This window comes from Duganella sp. FT27W, from assembly GCF_009295655.1.
Taxonomy (GTDB): Bacteria; Pseudomonadota; Gammaproteobacteria; order Burkholderiales; family Burkholderiaceae_D; genus Rugamonas; species Rugamonas zoogloeoides.
In genome coordinates, this window is the sequence record NZ_WHIV01000002.1 from 34,423 (window position 1) to 56,850 (window position 22,428).

Sequence of the window (22,428 nt, forward strand, 5' to 3'; positions counted from 1 at the left end):
TACTATCGCGCCATGAACATGAAAACCTTCACGCCAGGCGCTACCGCGACGATCGACCCGACATCGGTCGACGGTACGATTGTCCCGCTGGATGGTGACCAGAAAAAGCTCAAAGCGCTCATTTCTCGTCGCCATCCTCAGTACGAAGAGAACCTGAAGCACTGGGAGTTTTTGGCGGCCACCTACAAGGGCGGCCGGGATTGGTTCACCGAAGAAAATGTCTTCCGTTACGTCAAGGAAGGCGAGCAAGAGTACAAGGACCGCGTCGACCGCGCCTACCGGTTCAACCACTCCCATGAGGTGGTGGACCTGCTCAACAAGTACCTGTTCAAGCAAAACATCACGCGTAACGACGCGGACGCCCCAGCCTCGGTAAAAGAATTCTGGAAGCTCTCGACCAAGGCCGGCCTGAAGATCAACGACTTCGCGCGCCAGGTAGGCCGAAAGGCTTCCATTCTCGGCCGCCTGGCTATCGTGGTCGACAACAAGGCCAAACGCCCCACGACCGAGATCATTTCCCAAGCAGATGCGAAGACCGCCGGCCTACGCACCTACGCCTACGCCGTCGGCCCAGCCCAGCTGCTGGACTACTCGTACGACGAAGACGGCGGCCTGAACTGGGTGCTCATTCAGGAAGTGGTGCGCGATGACGTGGACCCAATGGAAAGCTCCGGCAAGGAAATGCCGCGCTACCGCATCTGGACCAAGAACGAATGGCGCCTGTTTGAAGAGCGCCAGGTGGGCCGCACCAACAAGACCCGCGTGGTCGAGGTTGGCCAAGGCATTCACGGTCTGGGCGAAGTGCCAGTAATCATCCACGACCACTTCATCACCGATGACGAGTACACCTCGCCAGGTTTGATCGATGACGTCGCCTACCTGGACCGCGCGGTGGCCAATTACCTGTCGAATCTGGATGCCATCATCCAGGATCAGACGTTTTCGCAGCTGGCAATGCCGGCTCAAAACGTGCTGCCTGGTACCGACAACTACAACGCCATGTTGGACATGGGCACCAAGCGGATCTTCCTGTACGACGGCGAAGGTGGCGCCAGGCCTGAATTTATTTCGCCCGACCCGAAACAAGCGCAAATGATCTTGGCCGTTATCGACAAGATCATCAACGAGATTTACCACACCGTCGGCCTGGCCGGCGAGCGCACCAAGCAGGACAACTCGATGGGCATTGACAACAGCTCCGGCGTTGCCAAGGCCTACGACTTCGAACGCGTCAACGCGCTGCTGCAAGCGAAAGCAGACAGCCTGGAGCTTTTCGAAAACCGTCTTGCCCGCCTGGTCGCAAAATGGAATGGCGAAGCCCTGACCGACAACATCGTCTCCTATCCGGACAACTTCGATACGCGCGGGCTTTACGACGAGTTCGATCTCGCCGCACGCCTGATGCTGATCGACGCCCCTAAAGGCATCCGTCAAGAGCAGATGAAGTCCGTCATCGACAAGCTGTTCCCGCAGCTGGCCAAAGACCTGAAAGCAAAGATGATGTCGGAGCTGAAGGAATGGCCAACTGATCCGGTGCAATTGGCGGCGGCCATGACGGCAGCCACCGCGGCCAATTCACCAACCAGCGTCAGCGCCAAGGCCACAGCGAAGGAAGGGGCGGAAGCGCCACCTGCCAAATCGCCTGCGGGCCAAGGCTCTGTTAAGAAGGACACCAAGTGACCCGAAAGGGCATTGGCGGCGCGTAAGCGCAAACCCTAACCCGCAGCGCCACGCGACCGGCGCCGCACAACAACTCATTGACCTAGAGACTGGTCTGAAAGGTATCAGATGCACAAGCAGTGGATGTATAAGATGAAATCGTGGCGCTATCAGAACGCCGACAACGGCGACGGCAACCAGAACGGGGGCGGCGCAACCACCCCACCGGCTGGCGAGAAGAAGGAGCCGACCGCTGAAGAAGTGGCCGCGGCCGCCGCAGGTGGCGCCAAGAAGCCGACCGACGAAGAAGCGCGCCTGCTCAAGGAAGTCATGCAGAAGAAGGACGCCCTCAAGCGTACCGAATCTGACCTGGCCAGCGCCCAGGCCCGCCTGAAGGAATTCGACGGCATCGATCCAGCCGCTGTACGCAAGCTGATCGCCGACCAGACCGCCGCCGACGAAGCCCAGCTGGTTGCCAAGGGCGAGTACGAAACCCTGAAGGCCCGCATGGCCGACGAGCACGGCAAAACCACCAAGCAACTGCAGGACCAGATCGAAGTGCTGCGCGCTGCGCTGGCCGGCAAAGACAAGGTCGTCGACGAACTGTCCGTTGGCCAGAAATTCGCTCAGTCGAAGCTGATCGCTGAAGAACTGACCATGACCTCGTCCAAGGCCCGCATCGTGTACGGCACTCACTTCGACGTCGTTGACGGCAACGTGGTTGCCTACGACAAGCCTCGTGGTGAAGCTGGCCGCGCGCCGCTGGTGGACCAATACGGCACCAACGTCGATTTCGAAACGGCGCTGCGTAAAATCTGCGAAGCCGACCCGGACAAAGAGCACCTGTTCCGTTCGAAGGCCAAGCAAGGCGCCGGCAGCGAGTCCAAACAGACCGCAAAAGTGCCAGCGCCTGCGCAAGGCCAGCTGGATTCGGTGTCGAAGATCGGCGCCGGCCTGAAATCGATGAATCTGCTGGGTCAAGCCCCGGCGTAATCAAAGCTGGAAAAGTACTGACTCGCCCTTAAAAGTAAGTCAGTACTTATTTACATTTGTGCCTCAAAGTGTTATTGTGGCGAATTATCGGAACTAGAGCGACTTAGGCCCGTTAGCCAAAACTTTTTTGTAATTCTCTGAAAAGGAATTGAGTAATGCCTCTGTTGCGAACCGAAGCCGAGCGCCTGAGTGCCAATCAAATGGTACAGGGCGTCATCGAAGAAATCATCGAACGCGATGACCTGTTCTCCATCCTGCCTTTCGTGCAAACCGAAGGCAAGGCCTACCTGTACAACCGCGAGAAAACCATCGGCGGCGCCGACTGGCTGGACCCGAACGATCCGATCAACGAATCGGCTGCCACCTTCGAAGAAGTGGTTGCCAAGCTGCGCATTCTGGCTGGCGACGTTGATGTGGACAAGTTCCTGAACCAGACCATGAGCGACACCAACAGCCAGATGGCGACCCAAATCGCCAAAAAGGCCAAGACCGTCGCGCGCGAATTCCACCGCGCCCTGGCAACCGGCGACAGCTCCGTGAACTCGAAAGTGTTCGACGGTCTGCCGCGCCTGCTGAAGCAAGCCCAGGACTTCGCCGCCACCGCGGGCGGTAGCCAGATCGTTTCCGCCGGCACCAACGGCAACCCGCTGACCCTGACCATGATGGACGAGCTGTGCGACGCAGTGCCGAACGGCGCCGACGTCCTGGTGATGCGCCGCGGCACCATTCGTGCGTACCGCGCCCTGCTGCGCGCCACCTACGGCACCGACGCCGTGATGCAGATGATGGAAAACTTCGGTCGCCCGATGCTGACCCACAACGGCATCCCGATCATTATGAACGAGTTCCTGTCGGGCGCCGAAGTCAAGGGCACCTCGATCGCGACCGCCTCGGTGTACGCGCTGCGTCTGAACGAGCAGGACGGCCTGCACGGCTTGTACGGCGGCGACAACGCCGGTATCGTGGTCGAGAACATCGGCACCGTGCAGAACAAAGATGCTACCCGCATCCGTCTGAAGTGGTACACCTCGCTGGCCCTGAAGTCGACCCGTTCGATCGCAGCCCTGCAAGGCGTCACCAACATTTAAGTAAAAATGTAAGTCAGTACTGACTTATAATATAAAGGCGGGCTTCGGCTCGCCTTTATTGCATTCTGAAAGGTGAATATGAAAATTCGTTTGACGCAACCAGGCTTTGAAACCTACACCGGGCAAATGGGCGTCGTCTTCTTTGAAGACGGCCTGACCACTGCCGATGTGAAACCTATCGACGCCGTACGCATCGCGGCCCAGTTCCTGTGTGAATGGGAAGACGGCACCACCGCCTCCGTCGCACAGTCCATTCTGGACCATGCGCATTCCACTACCGGCACCATCCCGGCCGAGATCAACGCCGACCAGGCGCTGGCCAGCCAAGAAGGCACCCGCAAAGCTCAAGCGCAGCCTGCTGCCCCGGGTTCGCGCGCGTACACGCAGGAAGAGCTGGAAGCAATCGCTGACGCCTCCGGCATCAAAGGCCTGCGCGCCATTGGTGATGCGCTGGGCGTCAAAGGCAACGCCATTGGTGAGCTGATCAAGTCCATCCTGACCAAGCAGGCGTAATCATGAACGTGTTCTCCGCAGGGACGCCAGTCACTCTCGCAGTGCCGCTAGTCGACTACGTCGGCAACCAGGTGGACGTAGCACGTGTCGAGTACCGCGTTACCGACCAGGAAGGCATCGAGATTGTCCCGCTCACCCAGCTCACAGACTTTGTCGCTGGCAGCGATGTGGCGACGGTCAGTATTGCGCCCTTGGGGAACACGCTCAAGGCCGGCGCCAAGCAAGCGCTGCGGGTCGTCGAACTGAACTGCACGCTTGCCGATTCCAATACCTGGATGACGAGTGCGTCGTACGTGATCTCCACGCTCGATCCGCTGGTGGCCGGCGCCAACTCCTTCATGACCTACGCCCAAGCCGAATTCACCTCGATCTCGGTGCCCAACCTCGACAGCTGGAACGCTGCAGATCCGCGCGCGCGCATCGCCGCACTGATCGACGCACGCGAACACATTTGCCAGCTGAGCTTCACCCCGCTCAACGCCGGCGTCAACTGGGGCCAAGACAGCCTGAACTACATCCCGGAAGGCACGCGATCAACGAATTATGTTGGCGGCTTGCTCTCGCCTGGCGGTGATCTCAGCCAGCTGACCCCGGACCAATTCTCCCAGCTGCCTCCGCGCTTCATCGACGCTCTTGCCAAAGCGCAGTTGGTCGAAGCGGACTCGATCCTCGCCGGCGACTCGGTCGAACGCAAACGACGCGATGGCCTTATCCAGGACGTGGTGGGCGAATCGAGCCAAACCTTCCGCCAGGGCAAGCCGCTGGACATGCCGGTATCCCGCCGCGCCCTGCGCTACCTGTCGCTGTACATCACTTTCGCAAAACGGATCGGACGCGGATAATGGATTTCGAACAATACGGAACGACCTTGAGCCAGCAGTACGAGAATTTCGCTGCAAAGCTCAATCTGGATTACCTCACCTACCGCGCGGCGCCGGCGGCCGCTGCTGCCAGCATGCGCCTAACCGGTCTGCTGACGGTCGACACCTTTATTACGAGCGCCAAGAACACCACGCTTGAATACTTACGCTCGCTCGGTGCTGGCGCACCCACAGACGGTCTGTTGCCCTACCTGAACCAGATCCATGCGATCGCAATGACCAACCTCAACGAGTTGATCACGAAGCTGGGCACAGGCGACCTGAACGTCGGCAGCGTACTGACCCGCCCGGGCGGCGCAATGGGCGAGATCGCCCGTCGCATCATGGCCAAGCCAGAACTGATGGCGAAAGATACGGCCGGCCGCAACTGGCGTTCTGACAAGCTGGTAGCGCTGCTGGCGCGGGACTTTGCATATCAGGCCTACATCGACGCGCGCGTCAACCAGGTGGCGGCCGCCGGCTACGACATGGTCGCGCTGATCTACCCTAACCCGGAGCACCGCAATCAGGGCGTCACGCTTCGCATCGACCAGCTGGAGAGCGTGCGCCATCAATTCTTCCACCCGAATGCGACCGCGCGCCTGGAGGCGTATGTTCCGGCCTAATCAGCACTGCCGCATTCAGCTCTCCTCGGGCAAGCACGACATTCACGGCCAGCCGATCCCGGGGCGCTACGTCCCGGAGCGGTGCTCGGTCGTCAAGCTGGCCACGTCGAACGAGAAGACCACCGTTCGGGCTGACAGCTCCGCCTCGCGCGGCAATGCCCAGGAGCTGGAGACCACCTCGATCATTCTCCTGCCGGCAAACACGCTTGCGAAGATCGACGACATCATCCAGGTGGCCGCAATCAAGCTGCGCATCGCCACGCGCGAGCCAAAGTATGACGTGACCGGTCGGCTTGACCATTACCGTATTCAAGCAACCATGTGGAGCCAGAAATGAACTTGTTGCCTCTTGCGGCCATTCTCTCGAGCGCCAAGCTGGGCATCGAGGGCGAAACGCTTTTCGTAGACATGATGCCGGCTGACGCCGGCAATGCGGTGCTGCTGCGCAACCCACTGACCGGGACCAAGATCAATCACGAACTGCCCGGCTACTTTAAGACCGAGTTCCAGGTGATCGTGCGTGCCACGCTCGGCGGCTACGGCGAAGGCCTGGCGCTGATGGAGCAAGTCGTCGAGGCCTTCACGATGGAGGAGACGGCCGTGGCCAACATGCACTTCAACTACTGCCGGCCACGCACCACCCCAGTAGTATTCCCACTCTCCGAAGGCAATATTCTGGAGTTCAATGTGATGTTCGACTGCTGTTTCGTGCGGAGCTGATATGCCGTTGACCTACAAAGGCATCATGGAGACAGGACAAATGCTAGTGCGCGTCGACACGACCGCCAAGCGCCGGGTGAAGTCGGCCTTGGTCCAGAAGGCGCGCGAGATCCAGGCCAAGGCCGTGCGGATGGCGCCGCGCGACGTGTCCAACCTGGAGAAGGCGATCAAAGTGCGCGGCGAAGGAAGCATGCTGCGCGATGACGCCGGCCGCTTCACCCGCGCCGAGGTGGAGATCTACATCGACGAGACAGTGCCGGTGCCCGAGCGGCCAGGCAAGATGGTGGGCGATTACGCATACGAGATCCACACCCACCTGACGCCGGCCGGCACCATGCAGCTCGGCCCGAAATCGCGGGCAAAGCAGGACGGCCAGACTGAAGTAGTTGGCGGCGGCTTTATGGAGCGGGCGGTGGCCGAAATAGACGGCGCCATCGACGCGGCACTTGCCGAAGCCCTGGCCTCCATTTTCTAGAAATAGCTGACCTTTTGTGCCATAATAGATAAGTCAGTACTGACTTATGTACGAACCCTTTGCAAAGGAATTTGAATGGCAACTGCACCAGTGAATAAGAGCGACACCAAAAACGTCAAGCTTGGCGTCTGCAAGGTCTTCTACGATGGCGTCGACCTGGGCTACACCCAAGGCGGCGTCGATGTCGAGGTGAAGACCGACACCCATAAGGTGAACGTCGACCAGTTCGGCAAGACCACCATCAACGAATACATCATGGGTCGCGACGTAACCGTGAAAGTGCCGCTGGCCGAAACCACCCTGGACAACATGGTCAAGATCATGCCTGGCGCCACGTTGCATGTCGATCCCGTCGACTCCACCAAACGCTGGGTGGTTGTCACCAATGGCGTGGGCACCGACCTGCTGTCGATCGCCAAAGAGCTGCGTCTGCATCCGAAGAGCCTGCCGGATGACAACGTCTCGGAAGACTTCGTGATCCCGAAAGCGTCGACGGCCGGTGGCCTGAAGTTCGCCTACAAACTGGAAAACGAACGCATCTATGACTGCGACTTCACCGGTTATCCGGACCCAGTTACCGGTGAGCTGTTCGGCATCGGCCTCGACATCGCCTAATCGACTTTTTAACCAAACCGCAACCCCGCCGCCGGCGGGGTTGTTTCGCAAGGAACTGCTGTAATGAAAATTTTGAATCTGGACAAGCTGAACGTCTCCAGCGGCCGCTTTCTGACCATCGCCAATGTGCGGCACGAAATCATGGCAATGACCGTGGAGAACTTTCTGAAGGTCTCGCATTCGGCCCAAGAGCTGATCAGCCGCACGGCGTCACCGTCGGAGCACTTCGAAAACGTGCTCGACACCATCATGCTGCTGGTGCCGACCGCGCCGCGCGAAGCGCTGAGCAAACTCAGCCTGGACGGCCTGAACACGGTGTCCGAGTTCGTGCGTGGCGCCGACGTCGACGAAGCAGAAGTGATCGAAGTCTCGGCAGAAGAAGGCAAAGCGGGAAACTGACCGGCCCGACAGTTGAGGAAATCGACTTCGGTTTCTTCTTCTGCCGGGTGAGCCACTACTACGCGATGGGCTTCGACGCCGTGAGGCGCTTGCCGCTCAAGACATTTTGGATGATGCACAGAAACATCGACCGGATCGAAGCGAAGCGCGACATGCGGGCAATGTCGGTCGCTATGGTCGCCCAGTCCACTCCGGACACCGCACGCGCCTTCCGTGAAGAACTGGTCATTGAAGCCGGGACCATCATCAAGCTGGGCGGCCCCACAGAGAGTCCGCTCGATGCTAAGCGCGACGAAGCTGGCTTTGCCGAATTGAAAATGATGGCGGGTCAAAAAATTGGTAGTTGAAACGAGGTAATGGATGTCTCTTGGCAAGGAAATTAAGGTTGTACTGTCGCTCGACGACGCGGGTTTTAGCTCCAAGGTAAAAGGCGCCAGCGCCGGCACCAAGACTCTCAATCTCGACCTTGGAAACCTGGCCAAGGGCGTCGACCGCGTCGATACGACCCTCTTGACGTTATCGTCCGACCTGCAGAAGATGACCGGCGCAATGGCCGGCATCACTCAAGGGATGTCCGCTGCTGTCAACAGTGTGCAGAAGACCGTCAGCAGCCTGGCCGCAATGGACCGGGCGGTTGAGCAAAACACTAAATCCATGAAGGAAGGCGCCGCCTCGGCGATCGACCTCAAGCTAAAGTCGCTGCGCAACGAGCTGGAGGGCAATGAGAAGATCATCGCCGGCCGCTTGGCGCTGCATAAGACCCTATCCCGCCTCGAGAATGAATACAACGCCAAGGCCTTGTCACAGAGCATTGCGGCCGAAAACATGCGCCGGCAGAAGAAGTCCGGCAGCTCCCGCGAGGCGCTGACCGAACAGAACGTTGCCAACGGCTATGCTGGTTCCGCTCAGGTGATTCGCCAGCAAACCGAGGCACTGCTGCGCTTGACCAATGCTGAGCGCGCGCAGCAGGACGTGCGTCGCGCTACGATCGCCCAGTTGGAGCAGCAGCGCGCGATGAACAATGCCGTGGCCGCATCGAATGCCCAGGCGGTGGCCGCAGCACGCTCCGCCGGCGAAGACCAGCGCCTGATCGCTGAGCGTGCTATCGCCGCGCGCCTGCGCGCCGACCGTGAATCCGAGTCTTCCGCTCAGGCTGCTGCACGCGTGCGGGTGCAGGCAGCCCGCACCGCTGCGCGCGAGGAGCGTATCCAAGCCGAAATGATCGGTACCATGTGGAAGAGCATGGCGCAGCTGTACGCCTCGAGCAAGATTGGCCAGGGTCTGATCAAATCGGTATCCGAGGCCGACGAGTATGCGCGCGTGGTCGAGAAGATGAACGCCATGGGCCTTGAGGGCAAACAAGGCAATGCAAACATTCTCTCTATTTCCAAGACAGTCGAGGCCCAGAACCCGAACATCAGCCGCTCCGACGCGCTGAAGATGACGCTGGCCAACGCCGCCGGCGCCGTCACTACCGATCCAAAGATGCTCAGCCAGATCGTGCCTGAGATCGCCAAGATGACGACGGTCATGAGCCGCCTCTTCCCGGAGCAGTCTCACAACATCGAACAGATGGCCCAGAACTTGATGGGCGTTATGGAAGCGCGCGGGATCACCAACGACTCGGGCAAGATGCTGAGCGCCCTCGACAGCCTGGCGCGCGCGCTTATTCTGACCCAAGGCAAGATGACGGTCCAGGATTACGAAACGATTACCCGTCGTGGCGGCGCCGGTAACGCGCAGCTCAAGAACGACGAGTCCGTTCTTTACGACATCGCTGCTGCCAGCCAGATGAAAGTGATGGGCGGCGGAGGCGGTGGTGCCGGCGGCGTGTCGAGCTTTGCGACGGCCCAGCGCGGCGCCGCCAGTCGAATCAATGGCGGTACCCGCGAGACGATCTCCGGCACGAAGCTGCTGGTGGAATTCGGCGTCATTGACAAAGACGAGCTGTCGGCAGCGAACGGCGGCAAGCCCCTTACGCGCAACTACAACACAGTCAAGTACAAAAACTCGGATGCCGCGTCCGAGAACACGACCAAGTTCGCCATGGAGCTGGCCAACAGCGTCAAGGCCAAGCTGGCCGCAACACCAGAGTCTGACCAGCGATTCTTCGCCAAGGGCGCGGACCGCACCGACGACATGGAACAAGCGAAGGCTTTTGGCGCCTGGGTAGACAAGTCGATCGGCAACACCAACGTCCGCGAATTCTACAAACAGTTCGCCACCAAGGGTTCGCAGCACCGTGTCATGGCTGAGGTTGAGGCGGCCGAGCAAGCACCAACGTACGGAAAAGCCCATGAAGATGCGATGAAGTCCTGGGGCGTAGAGGTTGATACCACCAAAGCAGCGCTCTCCAAATTGGGCGTTGTGGTTGGCGACACTCTCATCCCAGTGCTGCGCCCCCTACTGGAAACCATCACCAGCATCGTCGATGCGACACGCGAATTTGGCCAGAACAACCCTATGGCCACGAAGCTGCTGGCAATCAGCGCAGCCGGCGCGATGGTCGTGCTCGGCTTCAAGGGCATGACCGGAATGTTCGGGGTCGTCGGCAACCTGTCGAACGGTCTGAGTGCGCTTGCTGCCGCGGGCGGTCGCGCCAGCACGACTGGCGGCACCCTGGCCGGATCTACCGCCCGCGTGACTGCGGCGGCAATGGACAACCTGCAGGCGACAGCCCGCAGCGCCGCAGCGCATAACGACTACGCCCAGATGCAATTGCGCGCCGCCCAGGCCACGGTAGCGAACAGCACCGGCATGGCACGCTTGAGCGCGGTGACGAACACCCTCCTGCCGGCCCAGCAGCGGGCCGCCACGGCCGCAGCAGCCAATACCACGGCCCAGACTGCCCTTTCGACCGCGCAAGCCGCCACGACGCGCACAGCGCGCGTGATGAATGGCGTACTGAGCATGACTGGTGGACCGATCGGCCTGATCATCACTGCGCTGACGCTGGCAACGGTCGCCTGGAGCATGTTCGGCACGGCCGCAAGCGAGGCAGCGAAAAAATCTAAAAAGGCGTCCGAGGATTCCGCTGGCGCAGTCCAGTCTTCGCTCAAACGAATGAAGGACGAAACGACCACGATTAAGAAAGGCGAGAATGCGGTCGTCATTCAAGATGAGACTGCCGAAATCGCGAAGTTGCGCGCTCAGTTAGGGCAAAAGCAGATTGATCGGACGACCTTTGCTGGAGCGGAGAAAAGTGCCCGTGCCGGAACGGAAGGCGCGGCCCGTAGTCGCACGGCCGGCGCCGACCAAGAAATTGCGGATCTGAAGATGGCAATCAAGAAGCGTCAGGACGCGCTCGATGCCTTGATAGACGCCGAGGGCGTCCGGAATGCCGCGCGCGCTCAGAAGGAAGCAAAGGACCAGGCCGACGCCAAAGCCAAGGCAGACGCTGCACTCAAAGGTCTCAAAGTTCGTAAAGGCCCCAAGGGTGACGAGGGCACTGAAACCACCGACACGGACGGACTCTTCCGCACGCCTCGTGATCAGACGCCGCGCCGCGTGCGTGACCCGCTAACCGAGGCGCTGGAGACTGAGAAAGGCAAGATCGACGCCGCCACCGAGAAGATGAAGTCGATCGTAGAGGGTGGGGAGACTCTTGAGTCGCTGCGCGCACAGGCCGCAGCCCTGGTGGAAGGTGAGCGCAAAGCCGGCAACCTCTCGCCCGACCGGGACGTAAAGAAAAATCCTACCGCGGACGACCCAGAGATCGTTCTGCTCAAAGAACGCACTTACCAAAGAATGCTGCTGGCTGAGCAGCTGAAGGCGCTCGAGTTCACGAACGAGCGTGTGGCGGCCACCGGTCTCGACGCAAATATGGCAATGGAGCGCTTCGCCGGCGAGGGCGCGGCAAAGCAAACCGACTCCTTCCGCGCCCTGGCGCGCGAACTGGAGCGCCTTGAACAGCGAATCGGCGCCGGTACGGAGAAATTCGCGCAGTTCGAAGCGGCAAAAACCGCCGCCCTGTTCAACCAGGCGCGCGCTGACGCTGCAAGTTTCGGGGCGGGTTACGTGGACAAGAACAAAGCCGACTCGGCCGATCTGGAGCCAAACGAGCGCACCCGTATTGCCCGCCGCATTCAGGCCGAAAGTGACGCCGAAGACCGGATCTACCAGACCCGCGTCAACAACATGGAGCGCACGCGCGCTGCGGCGGTAGAGGCCGCCAAGGGGATCGCCAACAGCGAGGCGAAGATCAAGCAGATCAACGCGGACGCCCAGGACGCGCGCGACCAGCTCGACATTCAGTACGGCGAGCGCCGCCGCATTCGTGCTGAGCAAGAGGTGCGCGCCACCGAATCTGCTGCAGCGCAGATGACCCGACAGTGGGCGGACGTCAACAAAGCGGTCGACGACGCGGGGGCAAGTGCGGCCAACGGGTTTGTGTCGATGCTGACCAGTTCGCTGCAAACGGGCCGCCTGGCGGTAAGCGACTTCATCAAGAACATCCTGATGGACATCGCCAACGCAAAGCTGAAAGAGACGCTCGCCAACCCGCTTAAGGAGCTTGCCAACGCCGGCGGCGACTGGGTCAAACAGAATGTGTTCGGCCAAGCCGGAAGCGCAACCAAGTCCGGCGCCGAAGCAGCGGAGGCTGCGGCTATCGCAACGAAGACGTCGGCTGACAGCGCGGCCGCGACGGCCACCAGCATGTTTAGCGTGGCTATCAACAACGCCGTGTTCTCTGTACAGGCGATGGCTCAAGCGATGTCCATGGCGGCTGCCTCTACCGGGGCCAGCAGCGGGATGGGCTGGATGGGCGCGGTCGGCAGCGCCATCGGCAGCGCGTACGGCGGCGGAGGAGGTACGGCCCCATCAAATGAGCTTTTTGCCAACGGCGGCATCATGACCAGCCTTGGCGCGATGGAGCTTCGCAAATACGCCAACGGCGGCGTGGCCACCAGCCCGCAGGTGGCGGTCTACGGCGAAGGCTCGATGAACGAGGCCTATGTGCCCCTCCCCGATGGCCGGACCATCCCGGTGACTGTTTCCGGCGGTGGCGGCGGTGCGGCACCTTCAGTGGTGGTCAACGTAATCAATCAGAGCGGCCAGAACATGAATGCCGATCAGGGCAACATGCGCTTCGATGGCAAGCAGTACATTCTCGACACAGTACTGACGGCGGCGGCATCCCCAGGCAGCTTCCGCAGTGGATTAAAGGACGCAGTGAAATGACCGACCCGGTATTCCCTAAAATGGACAAAGAGCAGGACTCCAAATACTACGGCGTCGAGCTGGAAGACCCCGCCATGAAAAGCAAAATGGAGGGCGGCTACGTCGTCTCACGCGCACGCCACACCCGGAAGCCGCGCAAGACTTTTACCACCGGCTATACCGGCATTTCGGAACCCGATCGCGCGCGCCTTGAGGCCTTCTACGAACTGGTGCGAGGCGGAAGCATGATTTTCGATTGGACGGACCCAGTCCAGAAGGCCACCTACAAGGTCCGATTTGCCGAGAAAATTAAATTCAAATATACCGGCATGGGCATGGCAAGGCTCTGGGACGTGTCCCTGACGCTAGAACAGGCATAGCATTACCGCGAACTTAACTTATAGCACTCCGATGCGCCCCGCCACCTCAGCAGCCGACGAGGCTGCTTACGTGGCTATCTGCCGGAACTATTACTTCCAAAACTTTACAGAATATGCAATATGCCTCTGACTTCCATATTTTAGTCTAGCCCACCCTGTTAATGGATTAACTAAAGTTGAGCCGAACGTCATTCCGGTGCTTGGACCGCCATCGAGGCGAATCGCGTTATCGATTTTTAACAGGCTAAAAATGGTACACAAATCATAAGCGCTCGTTTCACCATCCGATGTTGATGAAATTACTACGTAGCGACCGTCTTTCTCACCTAAAGCAGACCAGCGATTTTTCAAAGTATCGGTAGTACAAACGCCATCTTTACGAATTGATGTCGAAGAGCTAATGACAAATGTATCAGGCAAGAAATTATAAATTTTATCATAGTCAAGCCACTTGCCGCGATAATTATTATTAACCGTAGCCAATACTCGTTTATTTCCTTGAGAGACGCCCGATGTATAATTAACACCTATCATCTCATTGCCGAATTTTGCATAACCTGATGGCCTGCCAGTTTGATTGGGGCCGGTGCCTTCGTCTCCAGCCCAATAAAATCCATTAACAGTAATCGCAGATTTACTCAAAGAATTTAGTTCCGATATAGTCTTTAAGTTCATTACTTCGGGATACTTGGCAGAGTAAGCCAGCCCTGCAGAAGCCTGTACCCCCATAGTATTAATAATGCCGATATGCACAAATGGGGCAGTATTCTCACACCAGTTCACGTTGAGAAAACCGGTTTGCTGGAGGTAGCTTTCAATGGTGTTCTGGTTTGCCGGATTTGACAAAGTTTCCCAACATTGATTGACTACGACTGCGTTAGATGAGGCGTTTAACGAGTTTGCATCCCCTTCACGATCTAATCGTGAAATTTTCAGCAATCCAGTTTTAGTGAACTTTTTCGTTACCGTTCCCGATGAATCTGATGAAACGGACGATCGAGTCACTCCACTCGTAGGTTCCGGGGTCTGCGGAACAATTGTCGCGGACTTACCCCTCGCCATCACTTCGGACGTGACGGAGAATTCCTTTTTTGTTTCAATATAAGGAAAAATGTCTATACTTGGGTAAGCATTACCCACGTTACGCACAGCGACGCTAAAAATCTGAGCATTTTCGGTAGCTCCAGCAGGGATTCTCAAATTAACCCCAAGCGGAAGCTGAACTGACGCGGCGGAGGCGGGATCGTAATATACGACCTCTGCCTCATTATCCAAATATGACGAAACGGCTTGTTGAGGAAAATATACAACTTTACCAGTGCTAATTTTTTTCTTCAACACTACTAAAATATCCGCTCCCTGAACGTCTTTTCCGAGAACAAGCGGAGCCTTGAGACTTACCTGGCCACTAACCGTCTTTTGCCCCGGAGTTTCACCAAAATAAATCGACTTGATTTCCCCATAAGGAACAGAAGAATCAAAGAGGATCGTTGCCCGACCTTCTAAAGTAGAGTGAATAGTGACATAGCTTTTAGGCGATGGTCTGAAGCAAGCGGTTGAAGAGCAAAATATCAAGTCTCCGATCTTGACATCTTGGTCGGGTTTAAGCCCTTCGGTAGAGATTGCCAGCCGAAGCCTTTTTGTACTCACATCTCTTGCATCGGTATTGGAATAATCAGCGACTGTAGTGGGCTGGAATGGATAGTGAGCCGCCTGCGCAGATAAGCATAGTGCTGAGGTGAGGATGAGGGTAGGTAAACTTTTTAGCATGACAATCCTTCATGTCCGTTGAGAAATAGTCAAGAATGTGCGCCGAGCATTAATACGAATGAACTCTATCAGGTTGCCATTCCGGAAAATGCGTAAATTGTAACTTTTCATAATTTTTTTTGTTAAAACGGGCCTGTCACGCCGCCGATTCAATTTTTATCGGCCCTCCCTTGCCAAAAGGTCAAGCCACGTGCCATTTGTAAGTCAGCACTGACTTACGTATAATGGTCGATTATGAGCAAATCCCTATCTGTAGCCAGCGTAGTCGAGAAAAATCGGATCTCTTCAGATACGCCTTGGCTTATTTGTATTGACATCGACGTCGTCAACCCGGAGACGTCAGCTCTGGTAGAAACCCTCCACCTGGTTCGCAACAGCGATCCGATCCAGTTCAACGGCCACGAGTATCTGCCAGCACCACTAGACATCGAGCTGAAGGAAGAGGCCGGCAACCAGCAATCGATCAAGCTGAGCATCCCGGACTACAGCGGCGCCGTTCAACGCTACATGCAGGACTATGGCGGCGGCGTTGGCTTTATGGTGGGCATCATGGTGGTCAACGCGGACAACTTGGCCAACCCGCCAGAGATTATCGAATATTTTGAAGTGGTCAGCTCCGACAGTGGCAGCTATACCTGCAACTTCACGCTCGGCGCCGAGAACAACATCACCAAGGCCTTCCCCCGCCGTCGGCAGACCAAGGATTACTGCCAGTGGCGCTACAAGGGCGAGGAGTGCGGGTACACAGGCGCCCTGCCCTCCTGTGATCTTTCCCTCAAGGGTGCAAATGGCTGCGCCGTCCATCAGAACGTTGTCCACTTTGGCGCCTTCCCTGGCATTAACGCACGCGACGTCAGCTATGGATAGAGGCGCAGACCTGGTTGGCATTCCGTTCGAATACGGTGGCCGCGGGCCGGACAAGCTCGACTGTTATGGCCTGGTGATGGAAATGAGCCGACGCAATGGTTACTCGCTCCCGGACTTTGGCTTTGCTGACAACCAGGCGATGGTCGCTTCAATGATGGGCGTGACGATGCCTCAGTGGGAGGAGATTGCGCCGGGGCCTGGCGCGGTGGTGCTGATGCGTATCGGCCGGCATATCGCGCATGTCGGTTACATGATTGATCAGCACCGAATGATCCACGCGTGGGAGCAATCCCATGGCGTGACGATCGTGACGGTGGACTCTTGGAAACAACGCATCGTAGGATTCTATAAGCATGTCGGATAAAGTAAAAAAGCCACGCAAGAACGCCAAGCCGGCTCCGGTTGCGAAGGTCAAGCGACGCGCGACGGTAACGCCCGTCATGATCCCGGTGATTCGCATCACCAATCCATTCAACGCTCGAGAATTTGTGCGTGAAGAGCTGACGTGGCGCGCGCGCAAGTCGCTAGCTGCGTATTTCCCGGCGCCGGCCGCGGCCGAGAGTGTCATTTCGATCAACGGCAAGATCATCCCTCGCGATCAGTTCCGAGTAACTTACCTCGATCGGACAGACAACCTGGTCGTCTGCCCTGTGCCAACCGGGGGCGGCGGTGCCAAAGGCATCCTCACAATCGTGGCGATGATTGCGATTGCGGTCGTTACCGCTGGTGCTGGCCTCGCCATTGCTGGCGCGATGGGTCTGACCGGTACCGCACTCACCGTCGGTGGCGCCATTATCCAGGCCGGTATCTCCATCGCAGGCGCGATGCTCGTAAATGCTGCCCTGGCCCCAAGCAAGCCAACCCCAAATCGAAGCGAAGCTTCCAGCGCCACCTACGGTGCCGACGGCGCTAAAAATACTTCCCTCGAAGGCATTCCAGTACCGATCTGCTATGGCGAGTTCCGCATGGCCGGCAACGTCCTGGGAATGCACACCGAGAATGACGCCGACGACAACCAGACGCTGTACATGCTCTTGTCGGCGGGCGAGGGGCCGGTCGCTTCCCTTACGGACATCGAGATCAATGACAATCCGCTTGTCGATTACAAGAACGTCGAAGTGCAAACCCGCCTGGGTCTGTCGACGCAGGCTCCTATTCCATGGTTCAAGGACAACGTAGTTGCCGACAGCAAGAACCAAAAGATTGGAGCTGACTGGTTCTATAGCACCACCTCGACGGCGGTCGATCAGTTGCGCTTCGACTTCGTCGCGCCACAAGGCTTATGTAAGATTGATTCGAAGTCCGGTGAGGCCAATCGGTACACGGTCGACCTGCAAATTCAAATTCGGCCCGCAGGCTCCACGGACGAGTTTAAAGACATCGCTTCGGCTGCGGAAATCATCGATTGGGAAGAAGTAACTGGCTCGGTTGTAAGAAAGACCGGCGAGTTCTACGACAGCGCGACGGGCCGCGCGTACCGCTACGATGCCGACGGAAGAATCGTCTACACGGATGCGCCGGAGCTATCATGGGTGGATGTGTGGGGCGTAGCTATTGGAAAAGCTACGTCTGCGGGGCAGTTCCTGAGCCAATCCTCCCCTACGCCAATTCAAACACCTGACGGCGTCCAATACGTTAATCGCGTCCCGGTTTATCGCGTCGGCACAAGCATGACAGCCCATAAGCGCGCTGCAGTGCGCCGCTCGTTCAATACGGTGACGCTCGACTCCGGAAAATATGAAGTTCGGGTGCGCCGCAATACCCCGAAATCGGACGACCAGACGATCATCGACGACATTTATTTGAGCGACATCAATGAGATCACTCTCGATACTCTGATCTATCCAAACACCGCCCTTGTGGCGTTGAAGATCAAACTGTCGGATCAAATCTCTGGCATGCCGAAGGTAACTTTCCTCAATGGCGGCCGGGTCATCAATGTCTTCGGCCGCCCTGGCACGTTTGCGACCGAAGACCAGTGGTACCCCGCCGCCTCGAAAAATCCAGCATGGATTATCTGGGATATGCTCACGCATCGCCGCTATGGTGGCGCGATGGCCACCTCACGCCTCGACTTCCCGGCATTCCAGAACTGGGCAAAGTACTGCGACGAGAAAAACCTGCAGTGGAATGGCCCGATCGACACGGAAATGAACGTCTGGGATGCCTCTCAGCTCGTGCTGCGCGTGGGCCACTCTCAGCTTGTCAACGTCGGCACGCGCTACACGGTTGTGACTGAGCGCCCTTCGGACCCGGTGATGATGTTCTCGGTGGCCAACATGATAGAGGACAGCTACCAGGAAACATGGCTGGCCACGAACGATCGCGCCAACGAGATTGACGTCACGTTCTACGACAAGACCAATAGCTATAAGCAGCGTACGATCAAAGTGTACGACCCGGCAGCGCTCACGGCCGGCGCCAAGCAGCGCACGTCCGCGATCACGCTGTACGGCGTTACCGACCACGAGACGGCCTATAAGGAAGCGCAGTTCCAGCTGAACCTGAACCGCTACATCCTCAAGACGATCAATTTCTCCGCCCCTCTGGAAGCTGTCGCCTGCTCGGTCGGCGACCTGATCTACGTCCAAACTGACATGACGGACTGGGCGCAGGCCGGCCGCCTCGATGCGGGGTCGACCGCCTCTAGGATTCAGCTCGACCGCGAAGTCACGATGGAAAAGGGCAAGCAATACAAGCTCCTGGTCATGCGGGACAAAGTGCTACGCGCGCGCGGCGTGGTGTACAACGTCGCCGGCACCTCGATCTTTCTGCAAGACTTCCGAGGCGACTCGGTCAAGCGCCTGCAAATCAACGGCCGTGATCTCCGCGTGTCGGCAAAATTCGCCCAGAATAACGGCTACGGCGTGGTGGTCGATGACGCTGCCGGCATCATGCCTGGGGCCACGTACGAGCTTTACGACACTGACGTAGTTGAGGAATTCAACGTCATCAACGTACCAGGCTCCTCTTCGACACTGCAGCTGCAAACGCCAATGTCCGGCGCGCCGAGCCAGTTCGTCAACTTCATGTTTGGCGAGGCGGAGAAGGTCAAGAAGCCGTTCCGCATTCGTTCGATTACTGGCAGCCACGAGTACAAGCGTGATATCTCCGCATTGGAGTACAAGGCTGAGGTCTATGATTTCGACCGCTACGGCAGCAGCACGCCGACCGTGCCGCCGCAGGACGCGATCATCGGTCCAGTCCGATCGCTCACTACTTACGAAGAATCCTACATCTCCGGCGAAACCATTGCGGTCAGTGTCGTCGCCTCATGGGCCGCACCGATTGCCGGCATGTACGCAGGCGCAGACGTGTACGTCCAGCGCAACGATGGACCAGCGGAGATCGTAGACCAGGCAAAGAACCGGACGTCCTCCGTGATAACCGCCAAGCGCGGCGATCGCCTGGTCGTGCGCGTTGTCGCATACGATATCTTCGGGAAACGAAGCGCCTACGAGAACGCTCCGACCGCAACCTACACGGTCTTGGGTGAAGTGCAAAACATCGAAGTCGGTGATGTAACCGGCGTCGGTTTCGCATGGGCCGGCCGGGACTGCAAAATCTCCTGGCGCTATAATTCGACTACGCACTCCTACGAATTCGGCAGCGAACCGGTCGGCGCTGACGCCGGCGCGCTCGATCCGCAGTTTAAGGATTACGAGATTCGCGTCTATGACAAGGATCACGCGACCCTGCGCCGAACCGAATACACCACGGATAATTCGTACACCTATATTTACGACAAGAACTTCGCCGATGGAGTGACCAGGCACCTGATCTTTGAAGTGCGAATGCGCGACAGGTTCAACAACTTGGGCAAGCCGGCCCTTCTCGATGCCTATAACGCACCGCCAACTGTCCTCAGAACCTCTATCACGACGACCTTTGAGAGCGCAACCCTGAGCTACACCCACTCGGGAGATCCTGACTTTGCAGGCGCGGCTGTGTACCTGTCGCTGAAAGAGGATGAGCTGGCAGACCTGACCAAGATCTCGCCAGTCTACTCCGGCCCGGATACGGCTATCTTGATTCCGAAGCTCAAGTTCGACACCTCGTATTTCGTTCGGGTGGCACCGTACGACGCTTTTGGTATGACGGAACTGAAGCCAAGCTCCGTGATCAAATTCCGAACCACGTTCTTAGATGTAAGCGCCATTGCGGACGGCGTACTGAAGGATTCGCAGTTGATGCCTGTGCTGCAGGACCGCATCAATTTGATCGATGCGCCGGCCACAGTCGTCGGCTCGGTAGCTGCGCGCGTGGACGCCGAAAGCAAGGCGCGGGTCGCTGCCTTGCTGGAGGAGGCGCGTGCTCGGGGGACCGAAATCAAGGCCACTCAGCAGCTTATTACTGACGGCGATACACGCGTGGCAAACTCGGTGCAGAGCCTCAGTGCAGCGATGGGCGACAGTCTTTCGGTTATCCGGAACGAACAGACGGCGCTGGCCAAGGCCGACCTTGCCGAGGCAAGTCAGCGAAACCTGCAAATCGCCGAGTTCGACTCCGCCATTCGCTCCTACGTCCAGTCTTACACGTACAGTAAGGCCGACAGCAACTCGTCCATCAACGAGGCATACAATACGCTCAGAAGTGAATTTGCCATGGGTGACGCGGCGACTTCGGCATATGTTCAGTCCTATGGGTACTCAAAATCGACGGTCGACGGCGCTTTCGCGACGGTCAATAATTCTATCGCCTCGAAAATTGCCGACGTGAATTCGGCCGTTCTCAACGAAGCAAAAGCACGATCCGATGCGATCGCTGCCGAAACCTCGCAACGTAACGAGCAATTGGCTAAGTACAACGGCGACATCCAAAGCTGGATCCAAAACTACAGCTACAGCCAGGCAACCTCGGATTATTCGATTAATCAGGTCTACAGCACGCTACGCAGCGAGTTTGCTTTGGGCGACAGCGCCTCGGCCGCCTACGTCCAATCGTACGCCTACTCCAAGGCTGAAACGAACAATGCGGTGGCGCAGCAGGTCAATCAAGTGACGTCACGGCTGAACGGCGCCGGCATGGGAGGCGTGACGGTCGAGCAGTACCTGTCCAGTCACGCCTCCGCGCTGCAGGGCTTGCAGGGCCAGTACACCGTCAAGATCGACAACAACGGTTATATCTCTGGGTTCGGCCTGGCCTCGACCACCGTCAACGGCGTGCCGCTTTCTGAGTTCCTTATTCGCGCGGATGTATTTGCGGTCGTCATGCCTGGCTACCAGGCCGCGAAGCCGTTCACGATCGGCGCCGTCAATGGGCTGCCACGCGTCATCATTTCTAGCGCACTGATTGGCGATGCGTCGATCAACAGCGCGCAAATTGCTGATGCGGCCATTACGCGCGCCAAGATCGGCGCCGCCCAGGTGGACACGCTCCAGATTGCCGGCAACGCCGTAACGGCGGCGGCATCGGCCGCCGGCGGCCGGTCGTGCTCCATCACGATGAACTTCCTCGGTGTACCAGTGGCGATTTGGGCATGCGGGAATGGCGCCGTGTATGGCGCGTTTCAAGTGCAGCTCGTTGTCGAGATTTTCCGGGATGGGATTCTGCTGGCCACCGCCACTGCCAACGGAATCGCGAGCGGGAACAACGACAGCGGCACTTGGCCGGCGCGAATGACGGCTACGCCGGTATTCATCGACACTCCGCCGCCCGGAGTGCATACCTACACCTTCTACACTAACCGAAACCTGGATGGCGTTGAGATTCAAACTAATGCCGCACTTATCGAGACGCGCCGATGATTAGCTACCTGATCCACGACCATGAAGGTCGAATTATTCAAACCGGCACGATCCCGGAGGACATGCTGGAGCTTCAGCATGTGAATGGCGGGACCGTGATAGCTGGGGTAGCCAACCTAAACACCGACTACGTGGTCGACGGCGCCGTAACGCCGCGCCCAGCGCAGGACACCAGGCTGATTGCCGGTACCCTGACCCACCTTCCAGTGCCATGCACGATCCATATAGATGGCAACGCCCACGCGTGCACCGATGATGTGGTCGAGTTGGAGTTCACCTATCCGGCCACCTACGCGGTGCGTGTCGAAGCATTCCCCTATCTCGATGCAGAATTCAATGTGGTGAAAAAATGAAGATTACGCACACTGCCGACGTCAACGCCATGCGACGCGCGGCCTATCCTCCCTTGGCTGATTTCGCAGATGCACTGTACTGGCAGTCGAAGGGCGACTCAAGCAAACTTGATACGTACCTCGAAGCGATCGAGGAGGTCAAGCGCAGGTTCCCCAAGGAGCAAGCTGATCCGCGTGCCTCGGAACACGCCTAAAATTGTAAG

At 58.2% G+C, this 22,428-nt stretch carries 20 protein-coding genes; 19 read left to right on the forward strand and 1 reads right to left on the reverse strand.

What is annotated here, in order from left to right; translation table 11 throughout:
* The first annotated feature begins 12 nt into the window (after window positions 1-12).
* The 14 genes from F8197_RS06265 to F8197_RS06330 all read left to right on the forward strand — a co-directional run bounded on the left by F8197_RS06265 (window position 13) and on the right by F8197_RS06330 (window position 13,488).
* The gene (locus F8197_RS06265; RefSeq protein WP_227012134.1) at window positions 13-1,680 is read left to right on the forward strand and encodes a phage portal protein; all 1,668 of its coding nucleotides are present in this window, start codon (window positions 13-15) and stop codon (window positions 1,678-1,680) included.
* 123 nt (window positions 1,681-1,803) lie between these two features.
* A complete protein-coding gene (locus F8197_RS06270) occupies window positions 1,804-2,652 on the forward strand; it encodes a DUF6651 domain-containing protein (protein WP_152881047.1) in 849 nt (282 codons plus the stop codon).
* A 155-nt stretch (window positions 2,653-2,807) separates the two neighbouring features.
* The gene (locus F8197_RS06275; RefSeq protein WP_152881049.1) at window positions 2,808-3,740 is read left to right on the forward strand and encodes a major capsid protein; all 933 of its coding nucleotides are present in this window, start codon (window positions 2,808-2,810) and stop codon (window positions 3,738-3,740) included.
* Between the two features lie 78 nt (window positions 3,741-3,818).
* Window positions 3,819-4,253 (forward strand): hypothetical protein, encoded by a 435-nt coding sequence (locus tag F8197_RS06280; protein ID WP_152881051.1) that lies wholly within the window; start codon window positions 3,819-3,821, stop codon window positions 4,251-4,253.
* Window positions 4,254-4,255: 2 nt separating this feature from the next.
* Complete coding sequence (locus F8197_RS06285) at window positions 4,256-5,095, forward strand: hypothetical protein (RefSeq protein WP_152881052.1); 840 nt, start codon at window positions 4,256-4,258, stop codon at window positions 5,093-5,095.
* On the forward strand, window positions 5,095-5,739 hold the full coding sequence (locus F8197_RS06290) for a hypothetical protein (protein ID WP_152881054.1): 645 nt from the start codon (window positions 5,095-5,097) through the stop codon (window positions 5,737-5,739). Before F8197_RS06285 ends, F8197_RS06290 begins: the two co-directional genes overlap by 1 nt.
* The gene (locus F8197_RS06295) at window positions 5,726-6,076 is read left to right on the forward strand and encodes a hypothetical protein (protein WP_152881056.1); all 351 of its coding nucleotides are present in this window, start codon (window positions 5,726-5,728) and stop codon (window positions 6,074-6,076) included. The genes F8197_RS06290 and F8197_RS06295 overlap by 14 nt, the downstream gene beginning before the upstream one ends.
* A complete protein-coding gene (locus F8197_RS06300) occupies window positions 6,073-6,459 on the forward strand; it encodes a minor capsid protein (RefSeq protein ID WP_152881058.1) in 387 nt (128 codons plus the stop codon). The genes F8197_RS06295 and F8197_RS06300 overlap by 4 nt, the downstream gene beginning before the upstream one ends.
* A 1-nt stretch (window position 6,460) precedes the next feature.
* On the forward strand, window positions 6,461-6,934 hold the full coding sequence (locus F8197_RS06305) for a hypothetical protein (protein WP_152881060.1): 474 nt from the start codon (window positions 6,461-6,463) through the stop codon (window positions 6,932-6,934).
* A 75-nt stretch (window positions 6,935-7,009) separates the two neighbouring features.
* Complete coding sequence (locus F8197_RS06310; RefSeq protein ID WP_152881062.1) at window positions 7,010-7,549, forward strand: hypothetical protein; 540 nt, start codon at window positions 7,010-7,012, stop codon at window positions 7,547-7,549.
* A 63-nt stretch (window positions 7,550-7,612) separates the two neighbouring features.
* A complete protein-coding gene (locus F8197_RS06315; RefSeq protein ID WP_152881064.1) occupies window positions 7,613-7,948 on the forward strand; it encodes a hypothetical protein in 336 nt (111 codons plus the stop codon).
* A 65-nt stretch (window positions 7,949-8,013) separates the two neighbouring features.
* A complete protein-coding gene (locus tag F8197_RS06320) occupies window positions 8,014-8,295 on the forward strand; it encodes a hypothetical protein (protein ID WP_152881066.1) in 282 nt (93 codons plus the stop codon).
* 13 nt (window positions 8,296-8,308) lie between these two features.
* Window positions 8,309-13,129, forward strand: a complete 4,821-nt coding sequence (locus tag F8197_RS06325) for a phage tail tape measure C-terminal domain-containing protein (protein ID WP_152881068.1) — start codon at window positions 8,309-8,311, stop codon at window positions 13,127-13,129.
* Window positions 13,126-13,488, forward strand: a complete 363-nt coding sequence (locus tag F8197_RS06330; protein WP_152881070.1) for a hypothetical protein — start codon at window positions 13,126-13,128, stop codon at window positions 13,486-13,488. Before F8197_RS06325 ends, F8197_RS06330 begins: the two co-directional genes overlap by 4 nt.
* Window positions 13,489-13,578: 90 nt before the next feature.
* On the opposite strand, the gene F8197_RS06335 is transcribed toward F8197_RS06330, so the two are convergent.
* Window positions 13,579-15,258, reverse strand: coding sequence for a phosphodiester glycosidase family protein (locus tag F8197_RS06335; RefSeq protein WP_152881072.1), 1,680 nt, complete (start codon window positions 15,256-15,258; stop codon window positions 13,579-13,581).
* 234 nt (window positions 15,259-15,492) lie between these two features.
* Between F8197_RS06335 and F8197_RS06340 the strand changes: the two genes are divergently transcribed.
* Genes F8197_RS06340 through F8197_RS06360 form a run of 5 tightly spaced genes read left to right on the forward strand, consistent with a single transcriptional unit; the run spans window position 15,493 to window position 22,419 of the window.
* A complete protein-coding gene (locus F8197_RS06340) occupies window positions 15,493-16,125 on the forward strand; it encodes a hypothetical protein (protein WP_152881074.1) in 633 nt (210 codons plus the stop codon).
* Window positions 16,118-16,489, forward strand: a complete 372-nt coding sequence (locus F8197_RS06345; protein ID WP_193333363.1) for a C40 family peptidase — start codon at window positions 16,118-16,120, stop codon at window positions 16,487-16,489. Before F8197_RS06340 ends, F8197_RS06345 begins: the two co-directional genes overlap by 8 nt.
* A complete protein-coding gene (locus F8197_RS06350; RefSeq protein ID WP_152881078.1) occupies window positions 16,479-21,872 on the forward strand; it encodes a phage tail protein in 5,394 nt (1,797 codons plus the stop codon). Before F8197_RS06345 ends, F8197_RS06350 begins: the two co-directional genes overlap by 11 nt.
* Window positions 21,869-22,225 carry a hypothetical protein gene (locus tag F8197_RS06355; protein ID WP_152881080.1) on the forward strand — a complete coding sequence of 119 codons (357 nt, stop codon included), beginning with the start codon at window positions 21,869-21,871 and terminating at the stop codon, window positions 22,223-22,225. Before F8197_RS06350 ends, F8197_RS06355 begins: the two co-directional genes overlap by 4 nt.
* Window positions 22,222-22,419 carry a hypothetical protein gene (locus F8197_RS06360; RefSeq protein WP_152881082.1) on the forward strand — a complete coding sequence of 66 codons (198 nt, stop codon included), beginning with the start codon at window positions 22,222-22,224 and terminating at the stop codon, window positions 22,417-22,419. The genes F8197_RS06355 and F8197_RS06360 overlap by 4 nt, the downstream gene beginning before the upstream one ends.
* The last annotated feature ends 9 nt before the right edge of the window (window positions 22,420-22,428 follow it).

What these genes read in the sequence shown, in the direction of transcription:
- F8197_RS06265 (WP_227012134.1), top strand. Translation starts at nt 13, where the DNA reads ATGAACATGAAAACCTTCACGCCAGGCGCTACCGCGACGATCGACCCG.
- F8197_RS06270 (WP_152881047.1), top strand. Translation starts at nt 1,804, where the DNA reads ATGTATAAGATGAAATCGTGGCGCTATCAGAACGCCGACAACGGCGAC.
- F8197_RS06275 (WP_152881049.1), top strand. Translation starts at nt 2,808, where the DNA reads ATGCCTCTGTTGCGAACCGAAGCCGAGCGCCTGAGTGCCAATCAAATG.
- F8197_RS06280 (WP_152881051.1), top strand. Translation starts at nt 3,819, where the DNA reads ATGAAAATTCGTTTGACGCAACCAGGCTTTGAAACCTACACCGGGCAA.
- F8197_RS06285 (WP_152881052.1), top strand. Translation starts at nt 4,256, where the DNA reads ATGAACGTGTTCTCCGCAGGGACGCCAGTCACTCTCGCAGTGCCGCTA.
- F8197_RS06290 (WP_152881054.1), top strand. Translation starts at nt 5,095, where the DNA reads ATGGATTTCGAACAATACGGAACGACCTTGAGCCAGCAGTACGAGAAT.
- F8197_RS06295 (WP_152881056.1), top strand. Translation starts at nt 5,726, where the DNA reads ATGTTCCGGCCTAATCAGCACTGCCGCATTCAGCTCTCCTCGGGCAAG.
- F8197_RS06300 (WP_152881058.1), top strand. Translation starts at nt 6,073, where the DNA reads ATGAACTTGTTGCCTCTTGCGGCCATTCTCTCGAGCGCCAAGCTGGGC.
- F8197_RS06305 (WP_152881060.1), top strand. Translation starts at nt 6,461, where the DNA reads ATGCCGTTGACCTACAAAGGCATCATGGAGACAGGACAAATGCTAGTG.
- F8197_RS06310 (WP_152881062.1), top strand. Translation starts at nt 7,010, where the DNA reads ATGGCAACTGCACCAGTGAATAAGAGCGACACCAAAAACGTCAAGCTT.
- F8197_RS06315 (WP_152881064.1), top strand. Translation starts at nt 7,613, where the DNA reads ATGAAAATTTTGAATCTGGACAAGCTGAACGTCTCCAGCGGCCGCTTT.
- F8197_RS06320 (WP_152881066.1), top strand. Translation starts at nt 8,014, where the DNA reads ATGGGCTTCGACGCCGTGAGGCGCTTGCCGCTCAAGACATTTTGGATG.
- F8197_RS06325 (WP_152881068.1), top strand. Translation starts at nt 8,309, where the DNA reads ATGTCTCTTGGCAAGGAAATTAAGGTTGTACTGTCGCTCGACGACGCG.
- F8197_RS06330 (WP_152881070.1), top strand. Translation starts at nt 13,126, where the DNA reads ATGACCGACCCGGTATTCCCTAAAATGGACAAAGAGCAGGACTCCAAA.
- F8197_RS06335 (WP_152881072.1), bottom strand. Translation starts at nt 15,258, where the DNA reads ATGCTAAAAAGTTTACCTACCCTCATCCTCACCTCAGCACTATGCTTA.
- F8197_RS06340 (WP_152881074.1), top strand. Translation starts at nt 15,493, where the DNA reads ATGAGCAAATCCCTATCTGTAGCCAGCGTAGTCGAGAAAAATCGGATC.
- F8197_RS06345 (WP_193333363.1), top strand. Translation starts at nt 16,118, where the DNA reads ATGGATAGAGGCGCAGACCTGGTTGGCATTCCGTTCGAATACGGTGGC.
- F8197_RS06350 (WP_152881078.1), top strand. Translation starts at nt 16,479, where the DNA reads ATGTCGGATAAAGTAAAAAAGCCACGCAAGAACGCCAAGCCGGCTCCG.
- F8197_RS06355 (WP_152881080.1), top strand. Translation starts at nt 21,869, where the DNA reads ATGATTAGCTACCTGATCCACGACCATGAAGGTCGAATTATTCAAACC.
- F8197_RS06360 (WP_152881082.1), top strand. Translation starts at nt 22,222, where the DNA reads ATGAAGATTACGCACACTGCCGACGTCAACGCCATGCGACGCGCGGCC.